Genomic DNA, 23,226 nt, shown 5'->3' on the forward strand with positions numbered 1-23,226 from the left:
CATCAAAGATTTTTTTTATTGTCAGTACTAGGAAGTTCTTTATTTGACTTAGGAATGTTCATGACTTCATCCAAACGCTATAATATCTGGGGGTAGATTTGTTTATTTGCGGCCGATTTTTTTCATTTTGGTTATCTCGTAACTGGCCTAGTAAAAATCTTAAATAATATCTAATGGCATTTTCCTAGTTGGTTTAGGAAAGACTTGATCAAGTTTATCAAGATCTTCTTGGGTAAATTCTATCGTTGCAGCTTCAGCATTTGCTAAGACATGTTCTTGTTGAACTGCTTTTGGAATGGCGAGGACGTTATTTGAACGTATGGTCCAGGCAAGAGCGATTTGCAATGGCTGGACATTATATTTGTTAGCAATATCTTGAATCGTTGGATCGTTTAAGAGTTGAGTTCTTAAAGAACCTCCTTGAGCAAGGGGACTGTAGGCCATGATTGGCATATTATGTTTATGGTGCCAAGGTAAGAGATCAAAATCGATTCCTCTAGAACCCAAATGGTAAAGTACTTGGTTCGTCACACCATTCTTTCCATTCGGAGTATTCCATAGCTCATCCATGTCAGCTGTGTCAAAATTGGAAACGCCCCATCGTAAAATTTTCCCTTCCTCGCGCAGTTTTTCCATTCCTTCAATGGTTTCCGTTAATGGAACACGTCCTCTCCAGTGGAGAAGATATAAGTCCAAGCGGTCTGTTCCGAGTCGTTTCAAGCTGCTTTCACATGCTTTTGAAATCATATCTAACCCTGCATGATGGGGATACACTTTGGAAACTAAAAAGACTTCATTTCTACGTCCTTTAATGGCTTCGCCAACTAAGCGTTCAGAATCGCCATCTCCATACATTTCAGCAGTGTCAATCAGTGTCATCCCTAATTCTAGGCCCAGCTGCAAGGCTTTCATTTCTTTATCTTTCGTTTGAGGATTTTCCCCCATGTACCATGTTCCTTGTCCTAAACTAGGTAATGAAGTGCCATCAGGTAGGGTTACCGTGCGTTTTGCTAATGCATCTTTAATTTTTGCTATTCTCTTTTCATCCATGTGGCTCGACCTTTCATATATGTATTTGGCTAGTATAGAAGAAGCTGAACCTTCCCGTTGCTTCATATAGAGTCTGCATATGTTAGTTTATCTACAAACAACTAAATCATTCTTTATTGAAGATAAGGCTATTTCTCTTTCAACTATGACAAAAAAGGTGGGATGACCAAAAATGTTTCACTTAAAGTCATCCTCACCAGTTGAAAGCTAATTCTATTTTTTATACTAAATGGGCTCCTCCATCGATTAAAACCGATGTACCGGTTGTAAACCCATTTTTGGCTAGGTAAACATAAGTTTCTGCTATATCTTTTGGTTCGGCAACACGTCCAACAGGTAATTGCTTAGCGATCTCTTTATACATATCCTGTCGTTGATCTTCTGGCATTCCACCATATAGAGGAGTGTCAACGATGCCAGGGGAGACCACGTTTACTCTAATAGGCGCCAGGTCTACTGAAAGTCCTCGGACTAATCCATCTATTGCTGAGTTGATGGAAGCTAGAGTTGTTGCACCTTGAGGAGGACGGACCCCATATACACCAGAAGTTAATGTAATGGAGCTTTCATTATTCAAGTATGGAAGAGCGGCACGAACAGAAATGTATTGGCCCCAGAACTTGCTATCAAAAGCCTCTCTTGCAGTTGCAACTGGCAGTTCGCTAAAGCGGCCCATTGCGCCTTCACCTGCAGTAACTACGAGGTGATCAAATGTTCCAACCTTCTTGAAAAAGTAAGCCACCTTTTCTTCACTACGAAAGTCGATTTCATATCCTTCTACACTGCCAACAAGCTTTTCTTTTGCATCGGATAATTTTGAAGCAGAACGGCTAGCAATAATGACTTGAGCTGATTCATTTAGAAACGCCTGAGCAGTGGATAAGCCAATCCCAGATGTCCCTCCTAAAACAACCACACGTTTTCCCTTTAATGACAAAGTAATGACCTCTTTTATTTGAAATTTTTATAACCAACTTGACGATCCCGATTGTTGACGAGATTTAAGTTTTTCATTACCAATCTTATTTTGCTAAAAGTTTTAGTGATTCACGATTAAATGCTGGAATGTCTTTTGGTTCCCGACTTGTAACAATATTATTGCTGATGACAACTTCTTCGTCTTTATAGTTTGCACCAGCGTTTTTCAAATCGTTGCGAATGGATTTATAACCAGTGATGTCGACACCTTTTAAAAGATCTGTATCGATTAACACTTGTGGTCCATGACAAATCGCAAAAACAGGTTTTCCGTCTTGGATGAATGCTTTTGCAAATTCACCAAAGCGATCGTCTTCACGCAATAAATCAGGAGAAAATCCACCAGGGATAAGCAAAGCATCAAAATCTGCTGGATTTACTTCACCAATGGCTTTGTCAATTTTTACGGTTGCGCCTTTTTTACCAGTTACTTTGTGACCTGATTGTTTGTCTATCGTGATCACTTCATGACCAGCTTCTTTAAAGGCTTGAGCTGGTTCCGTGTACTCAACGTCTTCAAATAAATTTGTTATAAGTGTAGCGATTTTTTTGCTCATATCCATTAACATCTCCTCACAAATGATGATAGAAACAGAAGTATACGAATTATTATTTTCGTAAAGTATTCTTCTGCGTATTGAAGATATTACTGCAGAAAATTCGATTACTCACGTAATTTGCTCAAAGATATAAAATGTAGAGTCAGATAATTACTTGATAATGAATAGTAGAATTTATAAATTTCAAAACATACTGGACGCTTGGCAAAGATAAAATTTCATATCCTTTAAGGTTGTTTATTAATGAGCCTTTCTGTCTTCGGGTATTTCTGTGGACATAATATTCGTCTATACCGGACAGGCAGCTTCATTACTGATTGTTTTAATTCATTAGGCTATGTTAAAGTTCTTGGTTGATTTTGAATAAATCACAATCATTTGTGGTATCCTGATTGTTATTAATGACAAAAGAGGTAATTCAAATGACCGAGCAACCATATTAGCTGACATATCTTCTTTAAACGATAGGGATAAAGAATATATCTTAGGGTTTCTTACCCGCCATTTTACTCCTTCTAGTTCCCAACAAGGAGCTTTTATAGGTGAATTAAGGGAGCGGAAATTTTCTCACGGCTTTCATTGTCGTATTGTGGAAGTATGTCAGTTGTTCGCTATGGAAAGCGAAATGGTCGCCAACGTTATAAGTGCAAAGATTGTATTAAATTGAGCTGTGATTTTAACAAATTCCCCTATGTATCGTTGGAAAAAGGCAGACAAATGGGTTGCATTTATTGAATGTAAGTTGAAGGGGCTATCTCTTCGCAATACAGCCGAAATAGTTGGTATCACTCACGTAACTGCTTTTTACTGGAGACATAAAGTGTTGTCTGCTCTTGGGAAAGAAAGTGTAGGTGCATTTGAAGGAATAGTAGAAGTAGATGAAACCTATTTCTTAGACAGTTATAAAGGTCGAAAGACTATCCCAACTCGCAAATCAAGAAAACTTGGAGGTTCAGCGTCAAAAAGAGGTATCTCCAATGAACAAGTCTGTGTATTGGTCGTAAGAGACCGAAACAAAACAACCCTTTCAAAGCGTGTCGGTTCAGGCAGAATTCTAACCGAACAAATTGATATAACTCTTAATTCCCATTTCCAAAGTCATACGTTACTTATTTCTGATGCTCATAAATCATATAAATCTTATTCGGCTAAAAACAATGTTCAACACATTATCATAAATGGAAGTAAGAAAGAAAAGGTCAAGAAGGGCATCTATCATCTGAACAATATTAATAATTATCACTTCCGATTGTAGAAATGGATAAGTCGATTTAATGGCGTTTCTACGAAGTATTTACAGCTTTATTTAGTGTGGTTTCAGTTCCTTGACATTAGGAAAATGGAAAGCGAGTTAACTAAGAAAATTCATATGCTTATTTTATCAAGTGTTCTCGGAACTTGGGAAACCGCAGATACATTAAGACTTAGAAACACAGCCTTCTAAGATTACAGAATATCTAAACAGGAAATCACAAATATGTACCGGTGGTTTCAATTAAAAATGAACTTGGAAATGTATCTCCAAGCTCATTTATTTTAATGTCCATTTTTTTCAAAAGCACCCATTACTTTAATAAGTCAATTTTATTTAAAATTTTTAAGAATTGAGTAGACATATGTATCGTGTGCTTTACCATTTTGATACATATAATCCCTCAAAATACCTTCTTTTTGAAACCCTACTTTAGTTAGCAAATTATTAGATGCTTCGTTATCTATAAAAACGACAGCCCCTAAGCGAGTTAGCCCTAATTCATCAAAGCCATATTGAAGGACTTTTGAAACTGCCTCCGAGGTATATCCCTTCCTCCATTGTTCCGGATGAATTTCATAACCTATTTCCGCCCGTTTATGTTTAGGAGACCAGGCATTAAAGCCAATTGTTCCAATTATTCCTTGAGTTCCTTTTATTTCAATTCCCCACCGTATACCCCTTTTTTCAGTATAACTTTTTGCAAAAAAATCAACGAATGTTTCCGCTTGTTTTATATCCTCTAATGTCTCTTGTCCGTAATAACGTGTTACATTCTCATTAGAAAAACAAGCAAATATGTCTTTTGCATCATCTATTGTTATTTCTCTTAATAGTAATCTTTCTGTTTCAAATATAGGAAACATCTTTTCTCTCCCTTTTATTTATCTGTTTTTCCGTTTGAACTGTAAATATGCTTTTAAGAATTAGACTTTAAATTAAACCCCGTTAGTTTTAGTAGAAATTTTTATAATCTCATATTCATTTTAACATAAATATCCAACAGTATTCTTTTATTGTCTATTCAATCAACCTTTTCCTTTAACATAGCCATTCATTAAAAACTATGAGATCTGATAGAAATGTCTTAATACAGTAATTGTTATAAATCAGAATATTTTACCTGCTAGTCTAATAAGTATTTGTTAATCAAAGTTATTGTCTAAATAGTAATGGGAGGAGGTTCCGTTCTAACAAATTTGCAAAGCAGCTTAAAGCATTTTGACTTACATGAAGTTAAAAGATTATATGCTAAACATATAGTTGGAAATAAGTTATTAAACAATACAGGGAACTTTTTGTCTGTATGAAAGAGGGAGTGAAAAAGTAATAGACGACTGAATGGAGGGGAAGCGGAGAAATGATTTTACAAACTCTTGTAAGCGGTCTCACCATTGGGTGTATTTATGGACTTGCCGCTCTAGGCTTAGTGTTAATTTATAAGACAACGGATGTTGTGAATTTTGCGCAAGGGGAAATGGCCATGTTCACAACTTTTATCAGCTATATTTTTCTAAATAGTTATGGTCTTCCTTATTATCTTTCATTTATCTTATCTTTGCTGTTTGCGGCCGTATTAGGTATCGTTGCCCACCAAGGGATCATGAGGCCCGTTCAAAAAGCATCTTTATTAAATCAAATCGTATTGACTCTTGCGTTGTATATGTTTTTACGAGGGGTTGCTGGAATACTTTGGGGACATATTCCCGTTGGGTATCCGGAAGCTTTACCGGGAGAACCTTTTCAGCTTGGCCAAGTGTTTATCAAACCGAATGAATTATTTGTTTTAGGTGTGTCACTTTTGTTAATGGTGGTATTTTATGTGATTTTTCATTATACAAAAATAGGATTAGCTATGCGTGCAGCGTCGCAGGATGTGAGTACTTCTCAGCTAATGGGAGTAAGGGTTTTAGGAATTTTTACTTGGGCTTGGGCTATCGGAACTGTGTTAGGTGGGGTAGCTGGGATGTTAATTGCCCCGATTACCTATCTTGATCCGAATATGATGCAGGAAGTTTCTATTCTCGCATTTGCAGCTGCAGTACTAGGCGGATTTGTAAGTTTGCCGGGAGCTGTACTAGGCGGGCTCTTTATTGGGATATTTGAGACGATCGTCGCAACCTATATTTCTACAGAATTAAAAACTCCCCTTGTGTTTCTTCTGATTATCCTGATTCTTTATGTACGGCCAAATGGTCTGTTCGGTGTTGAATACACAAGAAAGGTGTGATGAATATGGCAAAAATACTGCGGTATAAATGGCCGCTACTGCTATTCATCGTCATTTTGTTTTATCCATTGATAGTGGGCGGGTCGAATTACTATATTATCATTGTGAACATGGTCGCCATTTATGCCATCGCCTCCCTCGCATTAAACCTGTTAACCGGATATGGAGGACAGGTTTCAGTGGGACACGCGGGATTCCTTTCAATTGGAGCCTATACGGCGGCCATTTTCTCTACAAAACTAGGAATGCCCTTTTGGATTGCACTTCCTATTTCAGGTGTAGTTACGGGAATAATCGGCTTTCTTATCGGGATTCCGGCGGTTCGTTTAAAAGGGCATTTTTTGGCTGTGGCAACCCTTGGATTTGGTGTTTCCATACCGCTTATCGCAATGAAATGGGATAAACTGACCGGGGGGTTTGCCGGGATATCTGTTTTGAAACCTGCATTGTTTTCAACTAGCTTCAGTTTCTTTTATCTTGTTGTTTTTGCAACTGTTTTCCTTGTATGGATTATATACAACATTATCAACAGTAGCATGGGAAGGGCATTTATCGCGATCAGGGAAAGTGAAATAGCCGCTACCGTTATGGGGATCAATGTTCCGTTTTATAAGGCTATTATGTTTTCTGTCAGCGCTTTTATAACAGGTCTAGCGGGAGGCCTCTACGTCTTTATGGTAGGGTTTATCAGCCCGAATGATTTTACCGTAACCACATCCTTTTTAATTTTAGCTATGATCATCGTTGGAGGGCTTGCTTCACTGCCAGGTTCCATTCTTGGGGCTGCGTTAATGACATTGCTGCCATATATGACCGACAAGTGGATTGGGGTAACAAATACAGTGATCGGATTAGTAATGGGACTTGTCATTATTTTCTTGCCGAACGGTCTCATCTCTATCTTACAAAGAAAAAAGAAAACGTCCACCTCGTCCAGTCATAGCGTAAATCCAATGAAGGGTGGTGAGCGGAATGCTAACGTTTGACAAGGTTTTATTAAAATTTGGCGGATTATCTGCTATAAATGATCTTTCCTTTCATGTTCAGGAAGGCCAGATCTTCTCCTTAATCGGGCCAAATGGCGCCGGTAAAACTACTGTTTTCAATTGTATAAACCGCTTATATACTCCATCTTCTGGATCGATTACATTCAATGGCCAAAATCTGTTGGAATCAAAGGCCCATCAAATCATTCACTTGGGAATAGCAAGGAGCTTTCAAAATGTTGAGCTATTTTCAAAAATGAGTGTAATGGATAATTTATTAACCGGTCTCCATCCACATATAAAAAAGAATCTATTATCGATCGCCTTTAATCTTCCTTCCGTAAGGGCAACGGAGCGAGAGGCGAGAAAGAAGGCGGAGGAAATTCTGGACATACTTGGTCTATCTGATTTAGCTAAAGAAGAGGTTGTTAATTTGCCTTTTGGCTATCAAAAAATGGTCGATATCGGAAGAGCATTGATTGCCAAACCAAAGCTTCTTTTATTGGATGAACCAGTGGCCGGCATGAACCCTACAGAAACGGAAAACCTCGGAAAGCTTATTGTACGGTTAAAAGAGGAAATGAACATCACCGTATTGTTAATTGAACATGATATGTCCCTCGTTATGAATGTATCAGACTATATTACAGTCATGAATTTCGGGAAAAAAATAGCGGAGGGATTGCCTCATGAAATACAAAATAATCCAGAGGTAATTGAGGCTTATTTAGGGGAGGGAGAATCCATTGCTGTCACTTAAACAGGTATCTGTATTCTATGGACACGTCCAGGCCTTAAATAACATCTCTTTACGGGTGGAACCGGGACATATTGTCGCGTTATTAGGTGCGAATGGGGCTGGGAAATCAACGACTCTAAAAACGATTTCAAGATTGGTTACGCCAAAAGAAGGCTCACTCGAGTTTGAAGGTGCGTCATTATTACAATCTTCCCCAAGTGCAGTCGTCAAAAAGAGAATTATCCATTGCCCGGAAAACCGCCGTATTTTTCCAAAGTTCACGGTCGAGGAAAATCTTCGAATAGGAGCCTATACACGTAAGGATCAAAATACTAAACAAGATATGGAAAAGATATTTGAATTTTTCCCTCGAATAAAAGAGCGGTTAAAACAGATGGCAGGAACATTGAGCGGGGGAGAACAACAAATGCTTGCGATTGGACGATCTTTAATGGCAAATCCGCGGGTTTTGCTTTTGGATGAACCGTCTCTTGGATTGGCGCCTAACTTAGTCAAGGAAATTTTTTCAATTATTAAAAAGATAAACAATGAGGGTACATCTATCTTACTTGTTGAACAGAACGCACACATGGCATTAGAAATTTCAGGATACGCTTATGTGTTGGAAAACGGACGTGTGGAATTGGAAGGACCTTCTGAGCAGCTGAAAAATAATGAAGAAGTGAAAAAGCTTTATTTGGGAGGGTAATTTTTTATCCTGAAAGGGGGGATCTTTGGAGCGAATATAACCAATCAATCCTGAAAGGAATCGGCTCGATTATTAATAATGGGGGGATTTTTTTGAAACATTTACGGTTAGTTGGTATGGCGTTTTTCAGCATGGTCCTACTTGTTGTTTTAAGTGCTTGCAATCAGACTAGCTCAACCTCAGAAGGCGGTTCAGGGAAAAATGTTGCCCAGGGTGTGACAGATACAGAAATCCGTATTGGCCACTTTGGTCCACAAACAGGATTTGCTGCTAACTATGATGCGATTCGGCAAGGGGCACAGTCCTATTTTAATCTCGTGAATGAACAGGGCGGTGTAAATGGACGAAAGATCAAATTGATTGCTTACGATAATGAATATCAACCCAGCAAGACGGTTCCAGTAGCAACGAAGCTGGTACAGGAAGACAAGGTTTTTGCAATCGTAGGAACTCCATGTACACCATGCCATCAGGCGGCTGAGTCTTTATTCAGTGAAATTCCGATGATTGGCCCATCACCTGCATCCACTAGTGCTTTCACTGAACCGCTCCGAAAAAACTGGTTTGGCGCACAAACCAATTACGGAATTGAGGGCAGGTTTTTTGTTGACTATGCGGTAAACAAGCTTCATGCAAAAAAGGTTGGAATTATATACGAAAATGATGATTACGGTAAGGAAGGGTTAAAAGGAGCGAAGAGCCAAGTTAAAAGTATTGGCGGAGGGGTAGAAGTCGTAGCGGAGGTTCCTTACAATGTCCAAGATATTGATTTTAGCTCCCATGCGCAGCAGCTAAAAAAGGCTGACCCAGACGTGATTATCATGACAGGCGTTCAAAAGCCCGCTGCTGCATTTAGAACCCAAATGAGCAAAATAGGCGCTGCCGACATACCGCTTATGGTTACCTACGCGATAGGCCAGGATCCAAAAGTCATGTACGACTTGGCCGGGAAGGCTTGGGAAGGAGTTTATTCAACCCTGGCACTGCCAACAACAGAAGAAACGGATAATCCAAAAATCAAAGAGTTTTTAGACCAGTTTAATAAGGATTTTCCAAAAACAAAAGCCAATGGAAGTGCGCAGGCTGGCTGGGCCGCTGCACAGATATTGGTTGAAGGGATTAAAAGATCAGGAGATGACTTGACCTGGGATAACTTCATTGCCCAAATGGAGACAATCAAAGATTGGGAAGGTTCATTATATTACGATGTTTATTACACCCCAGATACTCGTTACGGACAAACAACCATGTACTTAACTCAAGCCAAAGATGGAAAGCTTGCAACCATTGGTGAACCAATTAAATACGATCCTGCTAGTAAAACATTTAAATAGTAAATTGAGAATCGTTCAATTTGGAGGATAGGTACATGACAAAACCAGTCTGGTTCCCGACGGAGGAAATGATTCAGTCGTCGCGGTTGTTTCGATTAATGAAGGATTTAGGGTTTGAAGATTATAATTCATTTTATCAGGCATCTATCAGGGACATACAATGGTTTTGGAAAGAAGCAGAAAAAGCGATGGCCATCGAATGGTCCGAGCCGTACCATCAAGTTCTTAATCTATCAAAGGGAGTAAAATGGCCCGATTGGTATGTTGGCGGAAAGCTTAATATCACCCACAATTCGCTTCATAAATGGTTAGGCGATGAAGAGACGGCAGACCGTTTAGCGCTTATTTGGGAGAGGGAAGATGGAAAGGTTGAGAAGTATACGTACCGGGAATTGGCTAAATGGGTTGACCGTGTTGCGAATGGTCTAAAAAAACAAGGAGTTCAACAGGGAGATCGGATTGCTATCTATCTTCCTATGATTCCTGAGACTGTGTGCGCTGTTCTGGCCATAGCTAAAATCGGAGCCATATTTGTCCCCTCATATTCAGGCTTTGGAGCTGATCCGGTTGCTGCCCGCATAGACGGCGCCAAGGCAAAGATTGTGATAACTGCAGATGGTTTTTTACGAAAAGGCAGAGTTATAGAAATGAAAGAAGAAGCTGACAAGGCTTTAGGTTTAGTTGATTGTGTGGAAAAAGTCATCGTAGTTAGAAGGTTAGGAAGAGAGATTCCTTGGAATGAAACGCGCGACTTAGAGTGGTCTCAGCTAGAACTGGAAGACTCCATGACAGAGTGTGAAGCAATGGATAGCTCAGATCCATTTATGATTTTATATACATCCGGGACAACGGGACGACCGAAGGGGACAGTGCACACACATGCCGGATTTACTGTGAAAGGTGGCTTTGACAGCGGGTATGGAATGAACATTGGAAAAGGTGATGTTCACTTTTGGGTAACAGACATGGGGTGGATCATGGGCCCATTCTTGGTTTTTGGTTCCCTGCTAAATGGCGCTACCATGGTTGTATATGAAGGTGCACCGGATTTTCCGGCAAACAATCGCCTTTGGAAGCTTGTGGAGGACAATAGAGTAACCTTGTTGGGAATATCCCCTACATTAATTCGCTCTCTTATGCCACATGGAGACGGCCCGGTGAAGAAGCATGATCTATCAAGTCTGAAGAGTATAGCTTCAACTGGGGAACCTTGGAATCCGGCGCCGTGGAATTGGTTATATGAAAAAGTAGGAAAAGGCAGGCTTCCGATCTTGAATGTCTCAGGAGGAACGGAGATAGGAGGCGGTATTCTAACAAATACAATACTGCGTCCCATTACACCAACAGGATTTAATACCCCGCTTCCAGGTATGGACGCGGAGGTATTTGATCAAAATGGGTCCCCGGTAAGAGAAGCTGTGGGTGAGCTTGTCATAAGGCAGCCATGGGTAGGAATGACAAACGGGTTTTGGGAGGATTCTGAGCGCTACGAGAACACCTACTATCATGTTTGGGAAAATACTTGGGTCCATGGAGATGCTGTTACAAGGGATGAAAATGGGTTCTGGACAATTGTTGGCCGTTCTGATGACATTTTTAACATTGCTGGCAAACGCATCGGACCTGCAGAAATTGAATCTATTTTAATATCTCATCCAGCCGTGCGCGAGTCGGCTGCAGTCGGAGTTCCAGATGATATAAAAGGGGAAGCCGCCATTTGTTTTACAGTGTTGAATGATGGGTTTAACTCAACCGAAGCACTGGCCCTTGAACTTAATCAATTGGTTTCGGAACGATTGGGGAAATCACTGGCACCAAGAGAAATCCATTTCGTTTCCGACTTACCCAAAACTAGAAGTGCAAAGGTTATGAGGAGGGTGATCCGTGCCTTATACCTAGGCACGGATCCAGGGGATTTATCATCTCTCGACAACCCGCTTTCAATGGAGGAATTTAAAAAATTAATGCTGTAAACGTTAAGAAGCCAACTTGCTGATATAAAAAGGTACATGGAAGGTAGAGACAAAAAGGGAATATGATCTATAAACCAACCGTTATTTGGAAAGCGAATATCCAGATACCGGTTGGTTTTATTTTTGCTAGTTATTTCCCTTACATATTCTCAGGTTCTAACAAGAGCTGAAACAATAGAACTGGTAGGTTAGTTATACAAGAGAAAATTTGTTTTCGTTAGAGGCATTGTATGAAAACAAATATTGATTTTTCCTGAATGGATTGTTCTCTTAGTCTGCTGGAAACAACAATTATGAATAAATGATAGGATTTATGTTAGTTACTAATATTATTCTAATATAATTATGAAGGAAGACCGGAGGGGATTAGGTCATCTGTTCATCTCTTTCGGTTTTAAGTACCTTTGACCTAGGGGGAAGGGCTTATAAAAGAATTAAAGTTATAGTATGATAGGAATGTTATTTAAAACTATATAAAATTGTAGGGGGCTTTTTTATGCGTAAATTTGGCTATATCTTTTTGATATTAGCATTGACTTTAATTACTGCTTGCTCATCGAATGAACAAGCTGCCAACTCAGAAGAGAAAAAGTCAGATACAGAAAATAAGGAAGAAAAGGACAATGAAGAAGTATCAGTGGATAAGGGTCTATTAAATGTAGAAATAACATTGCCGGCTTCAATGTTTGAAGGCGAGGATATAGATACTGTAATTGCAGATGCGAAAAAAGATGGAGTAAAAGAAGTAACGAAAAATGAAGATGGATCTTTGACTTATAAAATGTCTAAGTCGAAACATAAAGAGATGATGCAGGAATTAGAAACAGGCATTAAAGATTCAATCAAAGAAGCCAAGACGAGTGGAGATTTTGTTTCTGTAAAGGACATAACACATAATGATTCATTTTCTGAGTTTACCCTTACAGTAGATAAAGCAGCTTATGAAAACAGTATGGACGGTTTTGCTGCTGTTGGTTTCGGTATATCTGGAATGATGTATCAAATGTATAACGGGTCTGATTCAGACAACACGAAAGTAACTATTTTCGTTAAAGATGAAGCTACTAACAAAATATTCGATGAAACGGTTTACCCGGATGACTTAGAAGACTCAGATACTAATTAATTTCTTGAATTAATCAAATCCAAGGTTAAAGGATGATTGTACATGCAGTTTGAATTTAAAAAAATACTTAATCTATCTCTAATTGGCTTACTTTCCATTGCTGTGCTTGCGGCTTGCGGCCAGGACACTAAAGATGTCTCTATCGAATCTGATGAGAAACAGGAAGAGTCAAGTGCTACGAATAAATCGGAAGATACAGAGAAAAAAGAAGAGACGAAATCCAAACTTGGCTCTCGAACGAATCCAGTACCATTTCAAACAACTGCTACAGTTGAAGACGAATTGTTCAACGATAATGGAGACTCTTTCCCGATTAAATTTAATTTAACGGTAAATGAAGTTGTTCGTGGTGATGCTGCCTTCCAAAAGTTAAAAGGTATGAATGAATTTAATGAACCAGCACCAGAGGGCTACGAATGGGTCCTGGCGAAAGCGAAAGTTAAATTCCTTGAATCAGATACACAAGATTTAGCTTTTCATATTGATGGAATAATGAATTTTGAAATGGTAAGCGAGAGCGGAGACATTTATAGCGGGGATCTAACTGCAACTACAGAACCTGATTTCAGCTTCGAAATGTACGTAGGGAATGAGAAAGAGGGTTATATCGCCCATCTAGTCAAAACAGGTGAAAAAGCTCAACTTCGTTACGACGAGATGATGGATGGCCAAGTTTTCTTTAATTTACAATAAAACTTGATGTAAAAAACAGTAGGAAAACTTAACACCCGTTTTCTTTTAAGGTACATATAAAGGTAAAAAACGAATATAAAAACAACCATCAAAAGCAGTGTATTCGTTGAAATGCACTGCTTTTAGCTTTATATAAAGCTCTATTTTTAAAAAACAGGTGAGCTTTATATAAATAAATAACTCCCTTTTTGGGAGTTAGAATTCCTAATCTGTCTTTATAAGTGCCAGTCCCTTCTTTTTCATAAGAAATTGTAAAGCCGTTTTAAAAGTTGAGAAAGCCTTGAGGTCATTAGTGAACGGTAAACCAGACTTCACCAGTTCTTGAGAAAATTGAGGAGAAAAACCTACCACAAGAACTTCAGCACCCATCAAGTGTAAAGAAGCAGTTAAATTTTGAATATACGTTCCTAAAACATCCAGTTCAGCATCTTTTATTGTTAATGCTGTAAAATCAATGATGACTGATTCATTACCTTCATTATGTACGTGATTTAATATTTTGGGTATGATCATTTGAAACCGTTCAGGAGACAACTCCCCAGCAACAGGAATTAAAACAGTTTTGGGCAAAATGGAAGGAATAATGGGGACCGCCAATTGATCAACTAGGTCTTCCAATTCATTTACTCTCATGGTTAGTCTGTTAATTGTATCCTGCATTAATTCTGGTCTGCTTGTATTTCTTTCCATAAATCCTCACCATCTGATCAAAGTTTATAACGTACCTTATATACCCAAAGTTTAACATACTAACACTAATTACACATTAATTTTCATTAAACATTTATTACAGGGGAAAATTTCTAAAACATACGAAAGTTCTGCTTAAACAACGGAATAGTGAAACAAACGCCTTCGGAAGGTAGCTCGCATTATGTGGAAAACCCTTCTGTTTATCTATACTTTAAAATAATTAAAGTTCTCAGCGGAAAACGTACTCTTCTATAACTCCTGTTTTTTGAAGTTTAGAGATAGTAAAACCAACGAAAAATATAGTAAAATAAAAAATGTTTAGACTATTTGGAATTGTGTGGTCTACCTCGTATCAATAGATTTATCTTGCTAAAGGATTTGTTACCTACGCTTTTTGAATTATTAAATGAACAAGGCTAAACCAGTTCAACGGAGAATCTAAAAAAATCCAGGAGGTAACTATGAAGCATTGGAAGATTGCCTTGATTCCAGGTGACGGAATCGGTCCAGAGGTAATTTCAGAAGGAGTAAGAGTATTGAAAGCAATTGAACAAATAGATTCCCAGCTTTCTTTCTCCTTTACGGAATTCCCTTGGGGATGCGAGTATTATGTAGAAAACGGCAAAATGATGGATGAAGACGGCATTACACAATTAAAAGAATTTGATGCGATCTATTTAGGGGCGGTAGGATTTCCGGGTGTTCCGGACCATATTTCTTTATGGGATTTGCTTTTGAAAATCCGTAAAGGTTTTGATCAGTATGTTAATATAAGGCCTATTAAACTACTGGATTCCACCTTAACGCCGTTAAAGAATAAAAGTGAAAAAGATATTGATTTTTTAGTCATCCGGGAAAACAGTGAAGGGGAATATGCGGGCGCCGGCGACTGGCTCTTCAAAGGAAAACCGGAAGAAGTTGTGCTGCAAACAGGCGTCTTTTCTCGAAAAGGGACTGAGCGGATAATTCGTTATGCTTTTGAAGAAGCTCGCAGGCAGCAAAAAACGTTAACCAGCATAAGCAAAGCAAATGCATTAAATTATTCTATGGTTTTTTGGGATGAGGTCTTTGAGGAAATTAGCAAGGAGTATCCTGATGTTAAAACTTACTCTTACTTGGTGGACGCGGCAAGCCTCTATTTCGTCCTTCAGCCTGAAAGATTTGAAATTGTTGTAACCTCTAACTTATTTGGGGATATTTTAACAGATCTTGGAGCAGCCATCACGGGAGGTTTGGGATTGGCTGCTGGGGCAAACATCAATCCTGAGCGTGAGTACCCGTCCATGTTTGAGCCTATCCATGGATCAGCTCCGGATATTGCAGGAAAGGGCCTGGCCAATCCGCTTGCAGCGATTTGGTCCGTAAGCCAGATGATGGACTTTTTTGGAGAGGTCGAGTGGGGTGAAAGGATTTTAACAACCATACAGAAACTTCTCGCTAATAAGAAGGTTTTAACCCCTGATCTGGGCGGCACAGCTACGACGGAGATGGTGGGGGAAGAGTTTATTAAACGATTAAAGAAATCTACTGTCACCAGTCAAAGTTGAATAACCCATCGGAGAGAAGCGGCAAAAAGATATCAGGAATCCTAAAAATCTTAAATGGATATACAACTGTTGAACATTTTCAGAGAGTTACATGTTAAAAGAACGGTGCTTTACCATGTTTTTTTGCCGCTTATGCAATTGTTAAAAAAATTGGGGAAGAAACTAAAGGTATATATTCAAGTACCGTGAAGAACAGGGCTGCCATTGGGCGGCCCATTGTGTTATGGAACTATCGGGAACTGGACAGGAAGGAACTGTGTTGGTCCCTTCTGATTTATTCTTTAACCCCGATAACACGAATTCTTTTATAATCAGCTATCCAATGACCGTCTTTACATAATGTTTCTTTTAGATTGTTTTCTACTTCTTTTATGATGTAGTCTTTTTTACTTTCTGACATATCTCCAAAAAAGCCACTGCCGAACATTTCAATCCAATTCTTTAACCCATCCTTACCGTCTAAAACAGTTGGTCTATCGTAGTGTTGAACAAAGAGGACCCTAAACCCTGTTTCTTCCATTAAAGAAGAATATTCACCGATACTTGGGAAATACCAAGGGAACTGTTCTGCTTTAAACTCTAGTCCTAATTCCTCCATTTGCTTAATTATTTCATCAGTTATCATTTGGACATTTCCCTTACCGCCAAATTCTGCAACAAACCTTCCACCTTGCTTCAAGCTGTTGAAGATGCTAATTAGTGCTTTCTTTGCTGGTTTTACCCAATGTAGAGCGGCGTTCGAGAATACCGCATCGAATTCGTTATCATATTCCAAGTCTGTTGCATCCCGTACCATAAACCTAATATTTGGGTACTTACTCGTAGCTTGCAAAATCATATTTTTTGATTTATCGACACCCACAACATCCACTCTGCTATCATACAATTTCTTTGCCAGGTCTCCTGTTCCGCACCCCACATCAAGAATCTTCTCGCCCTCCTTTGGGGCTAATAATTCAACTAGGTCATTGCCGTATTTGGAAACAAACGAATGCTTCACATCATATAAATTTGGATTCCACGTATCCTTTGTGCTTTTCACTTTTTCCATATCAATCTCTCCCTTGATTAATAGATTGTATTCTCTTAAAGGTGTAGGTAATTTTTGGTTAATTCGATTATAATGGAAAGGGTTGTTCATGTTAATTAACTAAAAAAGGGGAAATTAATAACGAATTGTTATTAATGAGGATTATATGGATATTAAGTGGATAAAAACTTTTATTTTTGCGGCTGAGAATGAAAATTTTAGGAAAACATCTGAGCAACTTTATTTAACTCAACCCGCTGTAACGAAACACATTCAAAGGTTGGAAGAACATCTTAACGTTCAGTTGTTTGAAAGGGTAGGTAAAAAAGTTGCCCTGACACCGGCAGGCCATAAGTTTCTTTCTTTTGCGAGAGATCTCATCTCAAAATATGAGCAGGGAGTGACAGAATTTGATTCGTGGAAGGAAGGCTATAGTCGAAAGCTGATAATTGCTGCTGCTCCACAAATTGCTTCTTCATTTCTTCCTGATTTATTGCGAAATTTTATTGATGAACATCCAACGATAGAAGTGTTAATAAGTGTACTCAAATCTTATGATATATGCGAGGCAATCAGTGCAGGAAGAGCAGACGTAGGACTCACGAGAATTTTACCGATACAAGCTAATATAAACAGCGAGATTGTACACGAAGAGTCTGTGATTTTAGTTGGACCCCCTCAATGTAAAGAGGACTCTTCTTTTGATGAGCAAACAGTCCTGCATAAATACCGGCTAATAAGCCATAACCATCCAGATTATTGGGATAAACTTTTAAAGGATGTGAAGAGGCATTATCCGACTGTGAAAACGATGAAGGTTGACCAAGTGGAAGTGACAAAGCGTTTTATTGAAGTGGGTCTTGGCGTTTCCTATTTGCCCTATGCGATGGTGAAAGACGAAATAGGTGCGAAAAAGCTGGTTGAAATTCAACCGGATAAAATTGAACCACCAACATCCTCCACCTATGTATTAACGAAAGTAGAAACGGATGAAGTATCAATCTTTACTACGTTTTTAAAAGAAGCTTTGTCATATCAGATAAAAAAGCGATAACAATTTCACAACTTTTCGAAATGTAATATGGTCAAAAAGCTGTAGTACCACTCGCATTGCTCTTGTATTCAAAATCTCTAGACAGGCACGTATATGACGGTTTTTATTTATGTGTCAATGGCAATTATTTTGTTTTGCTATTATTCTTTCAGCCATTTATAATTCTTCTAGGAATGCAAAAAAGACCATGTCGAAAGGACCAGAACAATGAACATCAAGAACGCAGAAACGTTTCAGAATATTACAATAAATGAATTGAAGGATTTATTATTCACATACATATCTCCCTTTAAAGACATGGTCATTACGACTCCGACTCAAGAATTCAACTTGAGTAAGGCGAAATCCATTAAACTTTTACTGAAGCAGCTATCAAAGGATCAACTAAAAGAACTAATCCTGCAATTGGAGCTTTTACAATCAAAAAATATGAAGGATACGATGTATCTGAAGTACATCCTTACGGCGATCCTCTTCACATTATAGATGGAAGCTCAATTTATACAGACACAAAAATCAGGTTACATAGTAAAACCGGAACCTATAAGAATGAAAAATGTAAATACACCAACCGATTCTGGAACTTGACTACCAGTTTTTCGGTTGGTTTTTTTGTTTTTAGAATTTTTATTTACTCAGCATGCTACTTTTGCTCCATTCGGATGTATATAAAAAGCAAAGGATGAACCAATCGAACAATATATTTTGGTTACTCGTTTTGGGTGTCTAGCTACTTACATTTTAGGAGGAATCGTTTCTATGAGTCATTTAATTATTGAAGACAAAACGCTTCTAATCATTACGTCCTTGGCAGTGAAAATTGGGTTAAACGAAGCAGTCATGCTACAGCAGGTTCATTACTGGCTTTCGAAAAGCCAACATTGGATTGAAGGGAGAAAGTGGGTTTATAACACTTATGAAGACTGGCATAAGCAGATGCCGTTTTGGTCTGTTAGTACGATTAAGAGGACAGTGAAGGTACTAGAGAAATCGGGTTACTTAATTTCCGAGAGATTTAATCATTCAAGGATGGATCAGACGAAGTGGTACACGATTGACTATGAAAAGCTGGCTGATGTGGCAAGAGAGACAGGAGAGGTCCAGGTTGACTCTTTAGAGGATCAGGAAGAATTCGTGTTTGAACAGGAAAGATCCGTTGAAGGGAGCACAATGACCAACCCAATACCAGAGAGTACTTCAGAGAATACTTCAAAGAAAAAAGATATATTGCCGATTATCGAGATAATCGCCTACCTAAACAGAAAAGCCAATACGGCTTACAGACCGAATTCCAGAAAAACGAGAAAATTTATTACCGCAAGATTTAGGGATGGTTTTACCTTGGAAGATTTTAAAAAAGTGATTGACCTGAAAACGGCAGAATGGTTAAAGGATCCCAAATGGAACAAATATCTCAGGCCTGAAACATTATTCGGCACAAAATTTGAATCGTATTTAAATCAAAAGCCAGAAAGGAAAAGGATGAGAGAGGAGGATTTGGACTTACATGACTAAGAGAGAGCTGTTTACTTTACTGGATTTAATTACAGAGTATTACGACCAATTTGAAGTGGATCAAAAAAAGGTGGATTCCTGGCATGAAGCGTTGCGGGCTTACTCCTTCGAAAAAGTGAAGGAAAATACCCTTGCTTTCGTTACTACTTCTCCTTATCCACCCAAAATATCGGATCTTGTGGGAGGCAATCCGGTTGCTTCTAGATATGTCCCTGATGATAAGGAAACCGTTGTCGTTCTTTACACCCGTGAAAAGCCGGCATCAGAGGAAGTTATTCAGGAAGAGTTGGCGAAAATGAGACAGATCCTTGGCATCAGGAGGGGGTGACGATTATGGATGCTTGGGGGTTATACAATCAGGAAGCGGAAGAAGCAGTGGTTGGGGCTTTGTTTTTGGAGGAGGATTTGATTAAGGAGTGCGCTTTAACGCCAGACCATTTTTATTTCACCAGGCTGAAACGAATTCTCTGGGCGATGAAGCGACTGGATGAAAAAGGAAAACCGGTTGATGTCATCTCGGTTGTGGAGCAAATCGGCCCGCATAATCTTGAGAAGATCGGCGGCATAGGCTATCTTACTGATTTGGCAGGGAGTGTCCCTTCCACGGCGAATTTCAGCTTCTACCAGAACACGGTGCTGGAGTATTTTCAAAAAAGAAAGGCAGTCGAGATTGCAGACAGATTGATCCAGGAAGCAAAAACAGAAGACATTGGCAGTACGATTCAAAAGGGGATTCAAGAGCTTATGGCGATTAGTCAGGCGGAAACGGGGGAAGAGAGCGGAAGCATTTTTGCATCTCTATCCGATATCTACCATGAATGTGAGCTGGAGCATGGGGATGTAACTGGAATCCCTTCCGGCTTCCAGAAGCTGGATCAGCTTACAGGCGGGTTTCAGGAGTCAGATTTTATTGTTATCGGTGCCCGTCCCAGCGTCGGAAAGACAGCATTTGCCTTAAATATCGCAGCCCACGCAGCTAAAGAACATCTTTCACTTGTTTTTTCACTCGAAATGGCAAAAAAGCAGCTTCTAAAACGGGCAGCGAGCTTCCTCGGAAACATCAGTACGCAGCGAATGAGAAATCCGAGAAAATTTTTTCAAAACGAGGACTGGGTGAATCTATCGGAGGCGATGGGGAGGCTCTCGCAAACCAATCTCCAAATTTATGACAGGGCGGGAATGGATATGGGGTATATCTGGTCCCAGGTTCGTAGGATGAGAAAGGCGTATGGGGATGAGGAGAAGATCTTAGTGGTGATCGACTATCTGCAGCTGATTGTAGGGGACCCCAAGCACAAGCAAAATCGGCATGCAGAAATCAGCGGGATCAGCCGGGACCTGAAGCATATGGCGAGAGAGTTGAATGTGACGGTGATTGCTCTTTCCCAGCTTAGCCGCGGTGTAGAAAGCCGGCAGGACAAAAGGCCGATGCTATCAGATTTGCGTGAGAGTGGACAAATTGAGCAGGATGCGGATCTGATCGCTTTTCTTTATCGCGACGATTATTACAACAGGGATAGTGAAAAAGATAATCTGGTGGAGGTGATCCTGGCAAAACAGAGGAATGGTCCGATCGGGACGGTGAAGCTTGCGTTTCATAAGGAATATGGGAGGTTTGAAGAGGCGAATTCAACATTCAATCTATTATGATCAGAACACACAATTCCAATAAGGAAGTCCAATGCATGAAAACAGAAAAAGAGAAGATGCTGGCCGGAGAGATGTACAATGCTGCTGATCCGGTATTAGTAAAAGAACGTGAGGAAGCAAGGGGAAAGGTTAGACTATATAAGCAAACTTTAGAAACCGAAGGAGACACACGGGCTAGATTATTAAAGGAATTGCTCGGTTCAACTGGAGAAAACATTCTTGGAAGTAGCAATTACAAGCTTGATTACTAGGTTCCATTATGAAAGAAGTACTAAAGTAACTAAGGAACGTCTAAAAATTCAAAAAGGTATTTTCATAAGTGGAAAATATGGAGTCATTGCATACCTGATAGAAATGTTTGAAATCAACAAACTGGGCAGGATAAAAATATAATATTCAGCTTCACGTGGATAAAATAACTTAGGGCGAAATTCAAAGTCGGTGTAATGGTTCTAAGTGTATATAGCCGTGAACGGCGTGCGTGGAAAGTATCGATTGTTTTCAGGCATAGATGGTGATCAAGTGCGCTCTCGCCGCCGTACACCTATACGTCTAGCGGCTGTAGAAGCTAAACGAGGATTATTGGATCTTTATACCAAGAGGAAAAGGAGAGGGCTAATGACTTTAAGATTGGGAGTGAAACATCCCTCGCAAACCATAAAAGGTATGGAAGCAGCGTTTCGAGTTTGGCCCTCAACAGTAATGATGAATCGAAACGTATTTCACACGAACCGACAATGCTGGTCCGGAACCAGCGATAGATTGAAGCGAAAGTGCAAAGATATTTAGGGAGGTTCAAGCAATGCCAGAATGGGTGAATGTAGTGTTACGCGCAGTGTTTTTCCTTATTGTTCTTTTTTTAATCACGAAGTTGCTTGGTAAAAAGCAAATATCCCAGCTTTCTTTTTTTGAATATGTGAATGGAATTACGATAGGGAGTATTGGGGCAGAAATGGTGACCGGACTAGAGCACAGGATACTTATTGGAGTGTTGGCCATTGTAACGTTTGCGGCCGTCCCCTTTGCCGTTGGCTTTATTTCTTTAAAGAACAGACCATTCCGGAATTTTGTGGAAGGGAAAGGTTCTATTTTTATTAAAGACGGCAAAATCATGGAGGATAATTTAAGAAAGGAAAGATACACAACGGACGAGTTACTGGAATTGCTCCGAAAACGCAATGTTTTTCAGGTCTCCGATGTAGAGTTTGCGGTTTTAGAACCAACGGGAGATTTGAATGTTTTGTTAAAAAAAGAAAATCAACCGATAACAGCAAAAGATTTGAAATTAACTGTTGCGCCAGTGAAGGAACCCCAGACTGTCATTATGGATGGGGAATTATTGGAAGAACCTATGTTTTCAACAGGACGAAGTACAGAGTGGTTATACAATGAACTGGAAAAACAAGGGGTCACATTAGAAGATGTCTTTCTGGGACAAATAAACTCGTTTGGAGAACTATCAGTTGACCTTTTTGATGATCAACTTCAGGTTTCCTCTTCTCATGAAAGATCGTTACTTTATGCGACAATGAAAAAATGCCAGGCCGACCTTGAGTTATTTGCATTAAAAACGAAGGATAAGGACGCAAAGGACTCTTTTGAGGAGAGTAGTAAAAAGTTACAAGAAGCGATTAATAAAATTGCATCCATTAGTAAATAAACATGATTCAAATTGAGGCTGCCATAGAGCGGCTTTTTCTTGTTGTCTAACGAGTCGTTAGTTAAAGAACCCGTTTGAAAAAATACACACAGTACGGTTGATTGCCATGTTTACATCCGGAAGAATTACTTCATACATTGCAACTATAGTTTGTGAATGTTGTACTTAAACTAAAGGGTTCGTTACTTCAAGATCACGGCTACCATAGCGGCTTTTTTAGAGAGCTAACGGGACAGTTTAGCTTAGTATCACCTATAACAATTTCAATACAAAAAATTGGATCCGTTGACTCATTAATAATGTCATCCGGGACATGATATTAACTGAGATTAAACCATTCTTCCTAGTGAAGTTACTTAAGAAGAAACAATGCTCGGGTATTGACAATACAAGGAAACTAGTTCGTTACAATAGAAAAATTATTGAGTTTCCTATTGACTAAAACTA

Annotated in this window: 21 protein-coding genes and 2 pseudogenes; 17 read left to right on the forward strand and 6 right to left on the reverse strand. The window is 39.2% G+C overall.

What is annotated here, in order from left to right; translation table 11 throughout:
- Positions 1 to 159: 159 nt before the first annotated feature.
- The 3 genes from CUU64_RS12970 to CUU64_RS12980 all read right to left on the reverse strand — a co-directional run bounded on the left by CUU64_RS12970 (position 160) and on the right by CUU64_RS12980 (position 2,585).
- The gene (locus tag CUU64_RS12970; RefSeq protein ID WP_101634104.1) at positions 160 to 1,050 is read right to left on the reverse strand and encodes an aldo/keto reductase; all 891 of its coding nucleotides are present in this window, start codon (positions 1,048 to 1,050) and stop codon (positions 160 to 162) included.
- 220 nt (positions 1,051 to 1,270) lie between these two features.
- Complete coding sequence (locus tag CUU64_RS12975; RefSeq protein ID WP_101634049.1) at positions 1,271 to 1,987, reverse strand: SDR family oxidoreductase; 717 nt, start codon at positions 1,985 to 1,987, stop codon at positions 1,271 to 1,273.
- 85 nt (positions 1,988 to 2,072) lie between these two features.
- Positions 2,073 to 2,585, reverse strand: a complete 513-nt coding sequence (locus tag CUU64_RS12980; RefSeq protein WP_101634105.1) for a type 1 glutamine amidotransferase domain-containing protein — start codon at positions 2,583 to 2,585, stop codon at positions 2,073 to 2,075.
- A gap of 439 nt (positions 2,586 to 3,024) precedes the next feature.
- On the opposite strand from CUU64_RS12980, the pseudogene CUU64_RS21705 reads away from it, so the two are divergent.
- Positions 3,025 to 4,032: pseudogene (locus tag CUU64_RS21705) on the forward strand (IS1595 family transposase).
- Positions 4,033 to 4,172: 140 nt separating this feature from the next.
- Here the strand turns inward: CUU64_RS21705 and CUU64_RS12990 are convergent.
- The gene (locus CUU64_RS12990; RefSeq protein ID WP_101634051.1) at positions 4,173 to 4,706 is read right to left on the reverse strand and encodes a GNAT family N-acetyltransferase; all 534 of its coding nucleotides are present in this window, start codon (positions 4,704 to 4,706) and stop codon (positions 4,173 to 4,175) included.
- A gap of 494 nt (positions 4,707 to 5,200) precedes the next feature.
- Here CUU64_RS12990 and CUU64_RS12995 point away from each other — a divergent pair, with 494 nt between their 5' ends.
- From CUU64_RS12995 to CUU64_RS13030, 8 genes are all read left to right on the forward strand, one after another.
- On the forward strand, positions 5,201 to 6,070 hold the full coding sequence (locus tag CUU64_RS12995; RefSeq protein ID WP_101634052.1) for a branched-chain amino acid ABC transporter permease: 870 nt from the start codon (positions 5,201 to 5,203) through the stop codon (positions 6,068 to 6,070).
- A 5-nt stretch (positions 6,071 to 6,075) separates the two neighbouring features.
- Positions 6,076 to 7,056: a branched-chain amino acid ABC transporter permease gene (locus CUU64_RS13000; RefSeq protein WP_101634053.1), complete on the forward strand. Its 981-nt coding sequence runs from the start codon at positions 6,076 to 6,078 to the stop codon at positions 7,054 to 7,056.
- Positions 7,043 to 7,816, forward strand: coding sequence for an ABC transporter ATP-binding protein (locus CUU64_RS13005; protein WP_101634054.1), 774 nt, complete (start codon positions 7,043 to 7,045; stop codon positions 7,814 to 7,816). Before CUU64_RS13000 ends, CUU64_RS13005 begins: the two co-directional genes overlap by 14 nt.
- Positions 7,803 to 8,504, forward strand: a complete 702-nt coding sequence (locus CUU64_RS13010; RefSeq protein WP_101634055.1) for an ABC transporter ATP-binding protein — start codon at positions 7,803 to 7,805, stop codon at positions 8,502 to 8,504. Before CUU64_RS13005 ends, CUU64_RS13010 begins: the two co-directional genes overlap by 14 nt.
- Before the next feature lie 92 nt (positions 8,505 to 8,596).
- Positions 8,597 to 9,838: an ABC transporter substrate-binding protein gene (locus CUU64_RS13015; RefSeq protein WP_101634056.1), complete on the forward strand. Its 1,242-nt coding sequence runs from the start codon at positions 8,597 to 8,599 to the stop codon at positions 9,836 to 9,838.
- A 35-nt stretch (positions 9,839 to 9,873) separates the two neighbouring features.
- The gene (locus tag CUU64_RS13020) at positions 9,874 to 11,811 is read left to right on the forward strand and encodes an AMP-binding protein (RefSeq protein ID WP_101634057.1); all 1,938 of its coding nucleotides are present in this window, start codon (positions 9,874 to 9,876) and stop codon (positions 11,809 to 11,811) included.
- Between the two features lie 496 nt (positions 11,812 to 12,307).
- Positions 12,308 to 12,937 (forward strand): hypothetical protein, encoded by a 630-nt coding sequence (locus CUU64_RS13025; protein WP_101634058.1) that lies wholly within the window; start codon positions 12,308 to 12,310, stop codon positions 12,935 to 12,937.
- Between the two features lie 42 nt (positions 12,938 to 12,979).
- The gene (locus tag CUU64_RS13030; protein ID WP_101634059.1) at positions 12,980 to 13,630 is read left to right on the forward strand and encodes a hypothetical protein; all 651 of its coding nucleotides are present in this window, start codon (positions 12,980 to 12,982) and stop codon (positions 13,628 to 13,630) included.
- A 204-nt stretch (positions 13,631 to 13,834) separates the two neighbouring features.
- Here CUU64_RS13030 and CUU64_RS13035 read toward each other — a convergent pair whose 3' ends face one another.
- A complete protein-coding gene (locus CUU64_RS13035; RefSeq protein ID WP_101634060.1) occupies positions 13,835 to 14,320 on the reverse strand; it encodes an STAS domain-containing protein in 486 nt (161 codons plus the stop codon).
- A 464-nt stretch (positions 14,321 to 14,784) separates the two neighbouring features.
- On the opposite strand from CUU64_RS13035, the gene CUU64_RS13040 reads away from it, so the two are divergent.
- Positions 14,785 to 15,870 carry a tartrate dehydrogenase gene (locus tag CUU64_RS13040; protein WP_101634061.1) on the forward strand — a complete coding sequence of 362 codons (1,086 nt, stop codon included), beginning with the start codon at positions 14,785 to 14,787 and terminating at the stop codon, positions 15,868 to 15,870.
- Positions 15,871 to 16,144: 274 nt separating this feature from the next.
- Here CUU64_RS13040 and CUU64_RS13045 read toward each other — a convergent pair whose 3' ends face one another.
- A complete protein-coding gene (locus CUU64_RS13045) occupies positions 16,145 to 16,921 on the reverse strand; it encodes a class I SAM-dependent methyltransferase (RefSeq protein ID WP_101634062.1) in 777 nt (258 codons plus the stop codon).
- Between the two features lie 145 nt (positions 16,922 to 17,066).
- Here CUU64_RS13045 and CUU64_RS13050 point away from each other — a divergent pair, with 145 nt between their 5' ends.
- The 7 genes and pseudogenes from CUU64_RS13050 to CUU64_RS13080 all read left to right on the forward strand — a co-directional run bounded on the left by CUU64_RS13050 (position 17,067) and on the right by CUU64_RS13080 (position 22,779).
- Positions 17,067 to 17,954 (forward strand): LysR family transcriptional regulator, encoded by an 888-nt coding sequence (locus CUU64_RS13050; RefSeq protein ID WP_101634063.1) that lies wholly within the window; start codon positions 17,067 to 17,069, stop codon positions 17,952 to 17,954.
- Between the two features lie 207 nt (positions 17,955 to 18,161).
- Positions 18,162 to 18,440: a hypothetical protein gene (locus CUU64_RS13055; RefSeq protein ID WP_101634064.1), complete on the forward strand. Its 279-nt coding sequence runs from the start codon at positions 18,162 to 18,164 to the stop codon at positions 18,438 to 18,440.
- Positions 18,441 to 18,713: 273 nt separating this feature from the next.
- The gene (locus CUU64_RS13060) at positions 18,714 to 19,469 is read left to right on the forward strand and encodes a conserved phage C-terminal domain-containing protein (RefSeq protein ID WP_101634065.1); all 756 of its coding nucleotides are present in this window, start codon (positions 18,714 to 18,716) and stop codon (positions 19,467 to 19,469) included.
- A complete protein-coding gene (locus CUU64_RS13065) occupies positions 19,462 to 19,797 on the forward strand; it encodes a replicative helicase loader/inhibitor (RefSeq protein ID WP_101634066.1) in 336 nt (111 codons plus the stop codon). The genes CUU64_RS13060 and CUU64_RS13065 overlap by 8 nt, the downstream gene beginning before the upstream one ends.
- A 5-nt stretch (positions 19,798 to 19,802) precedes the next feature.
- The gene (gene dnaB, locus CUU64_RS13070) at positions 19,803 to 21,119 is read left to right on the forward strand and encodes a replicative DNA helicase (RefSeq protein ID WP_101634067.1); all 1,317 of its coding nucleotides are present in this window, start codon (positions 19,803 to 19,805) and stop codon (positions 21,117 to 21,119) included.
- A 35-nt stretch (positions 21,120 to 21,154) separates the two neighbouring features.
- Positions 21,155 to 21,367 (forward strand): annotated as a pseudogene (locus CUU64_RS13075) (maltose acetyltransferase domain-containing protein); the annotation flags it as partial.
- A gap of 554 nt (positions 21,368 to 21,921) precedes the next feature.
- Positions 21,922 to 22,779 (forward strand): DUF421 domain-containing protein, encoded by an 858-nt coding sequence (locus CUU64_RS13080; protein ID WP_101634068.1) that lies wholly within the window; start codon positions 21,922 to 21,924, stop codon positions 22,777 to 22,779.
- Positions 22,780 to 23,226: the final 447 nt, after the last annotated feature.

Origin of the sequence: Bacillus sp. V5-8f, assembly GCF_002863565.1 — a bacterium.
Lineage (GTDB): Bacteria > Bacillota > Bacilli > Bacillales > DSM-1321 > Peribacillus.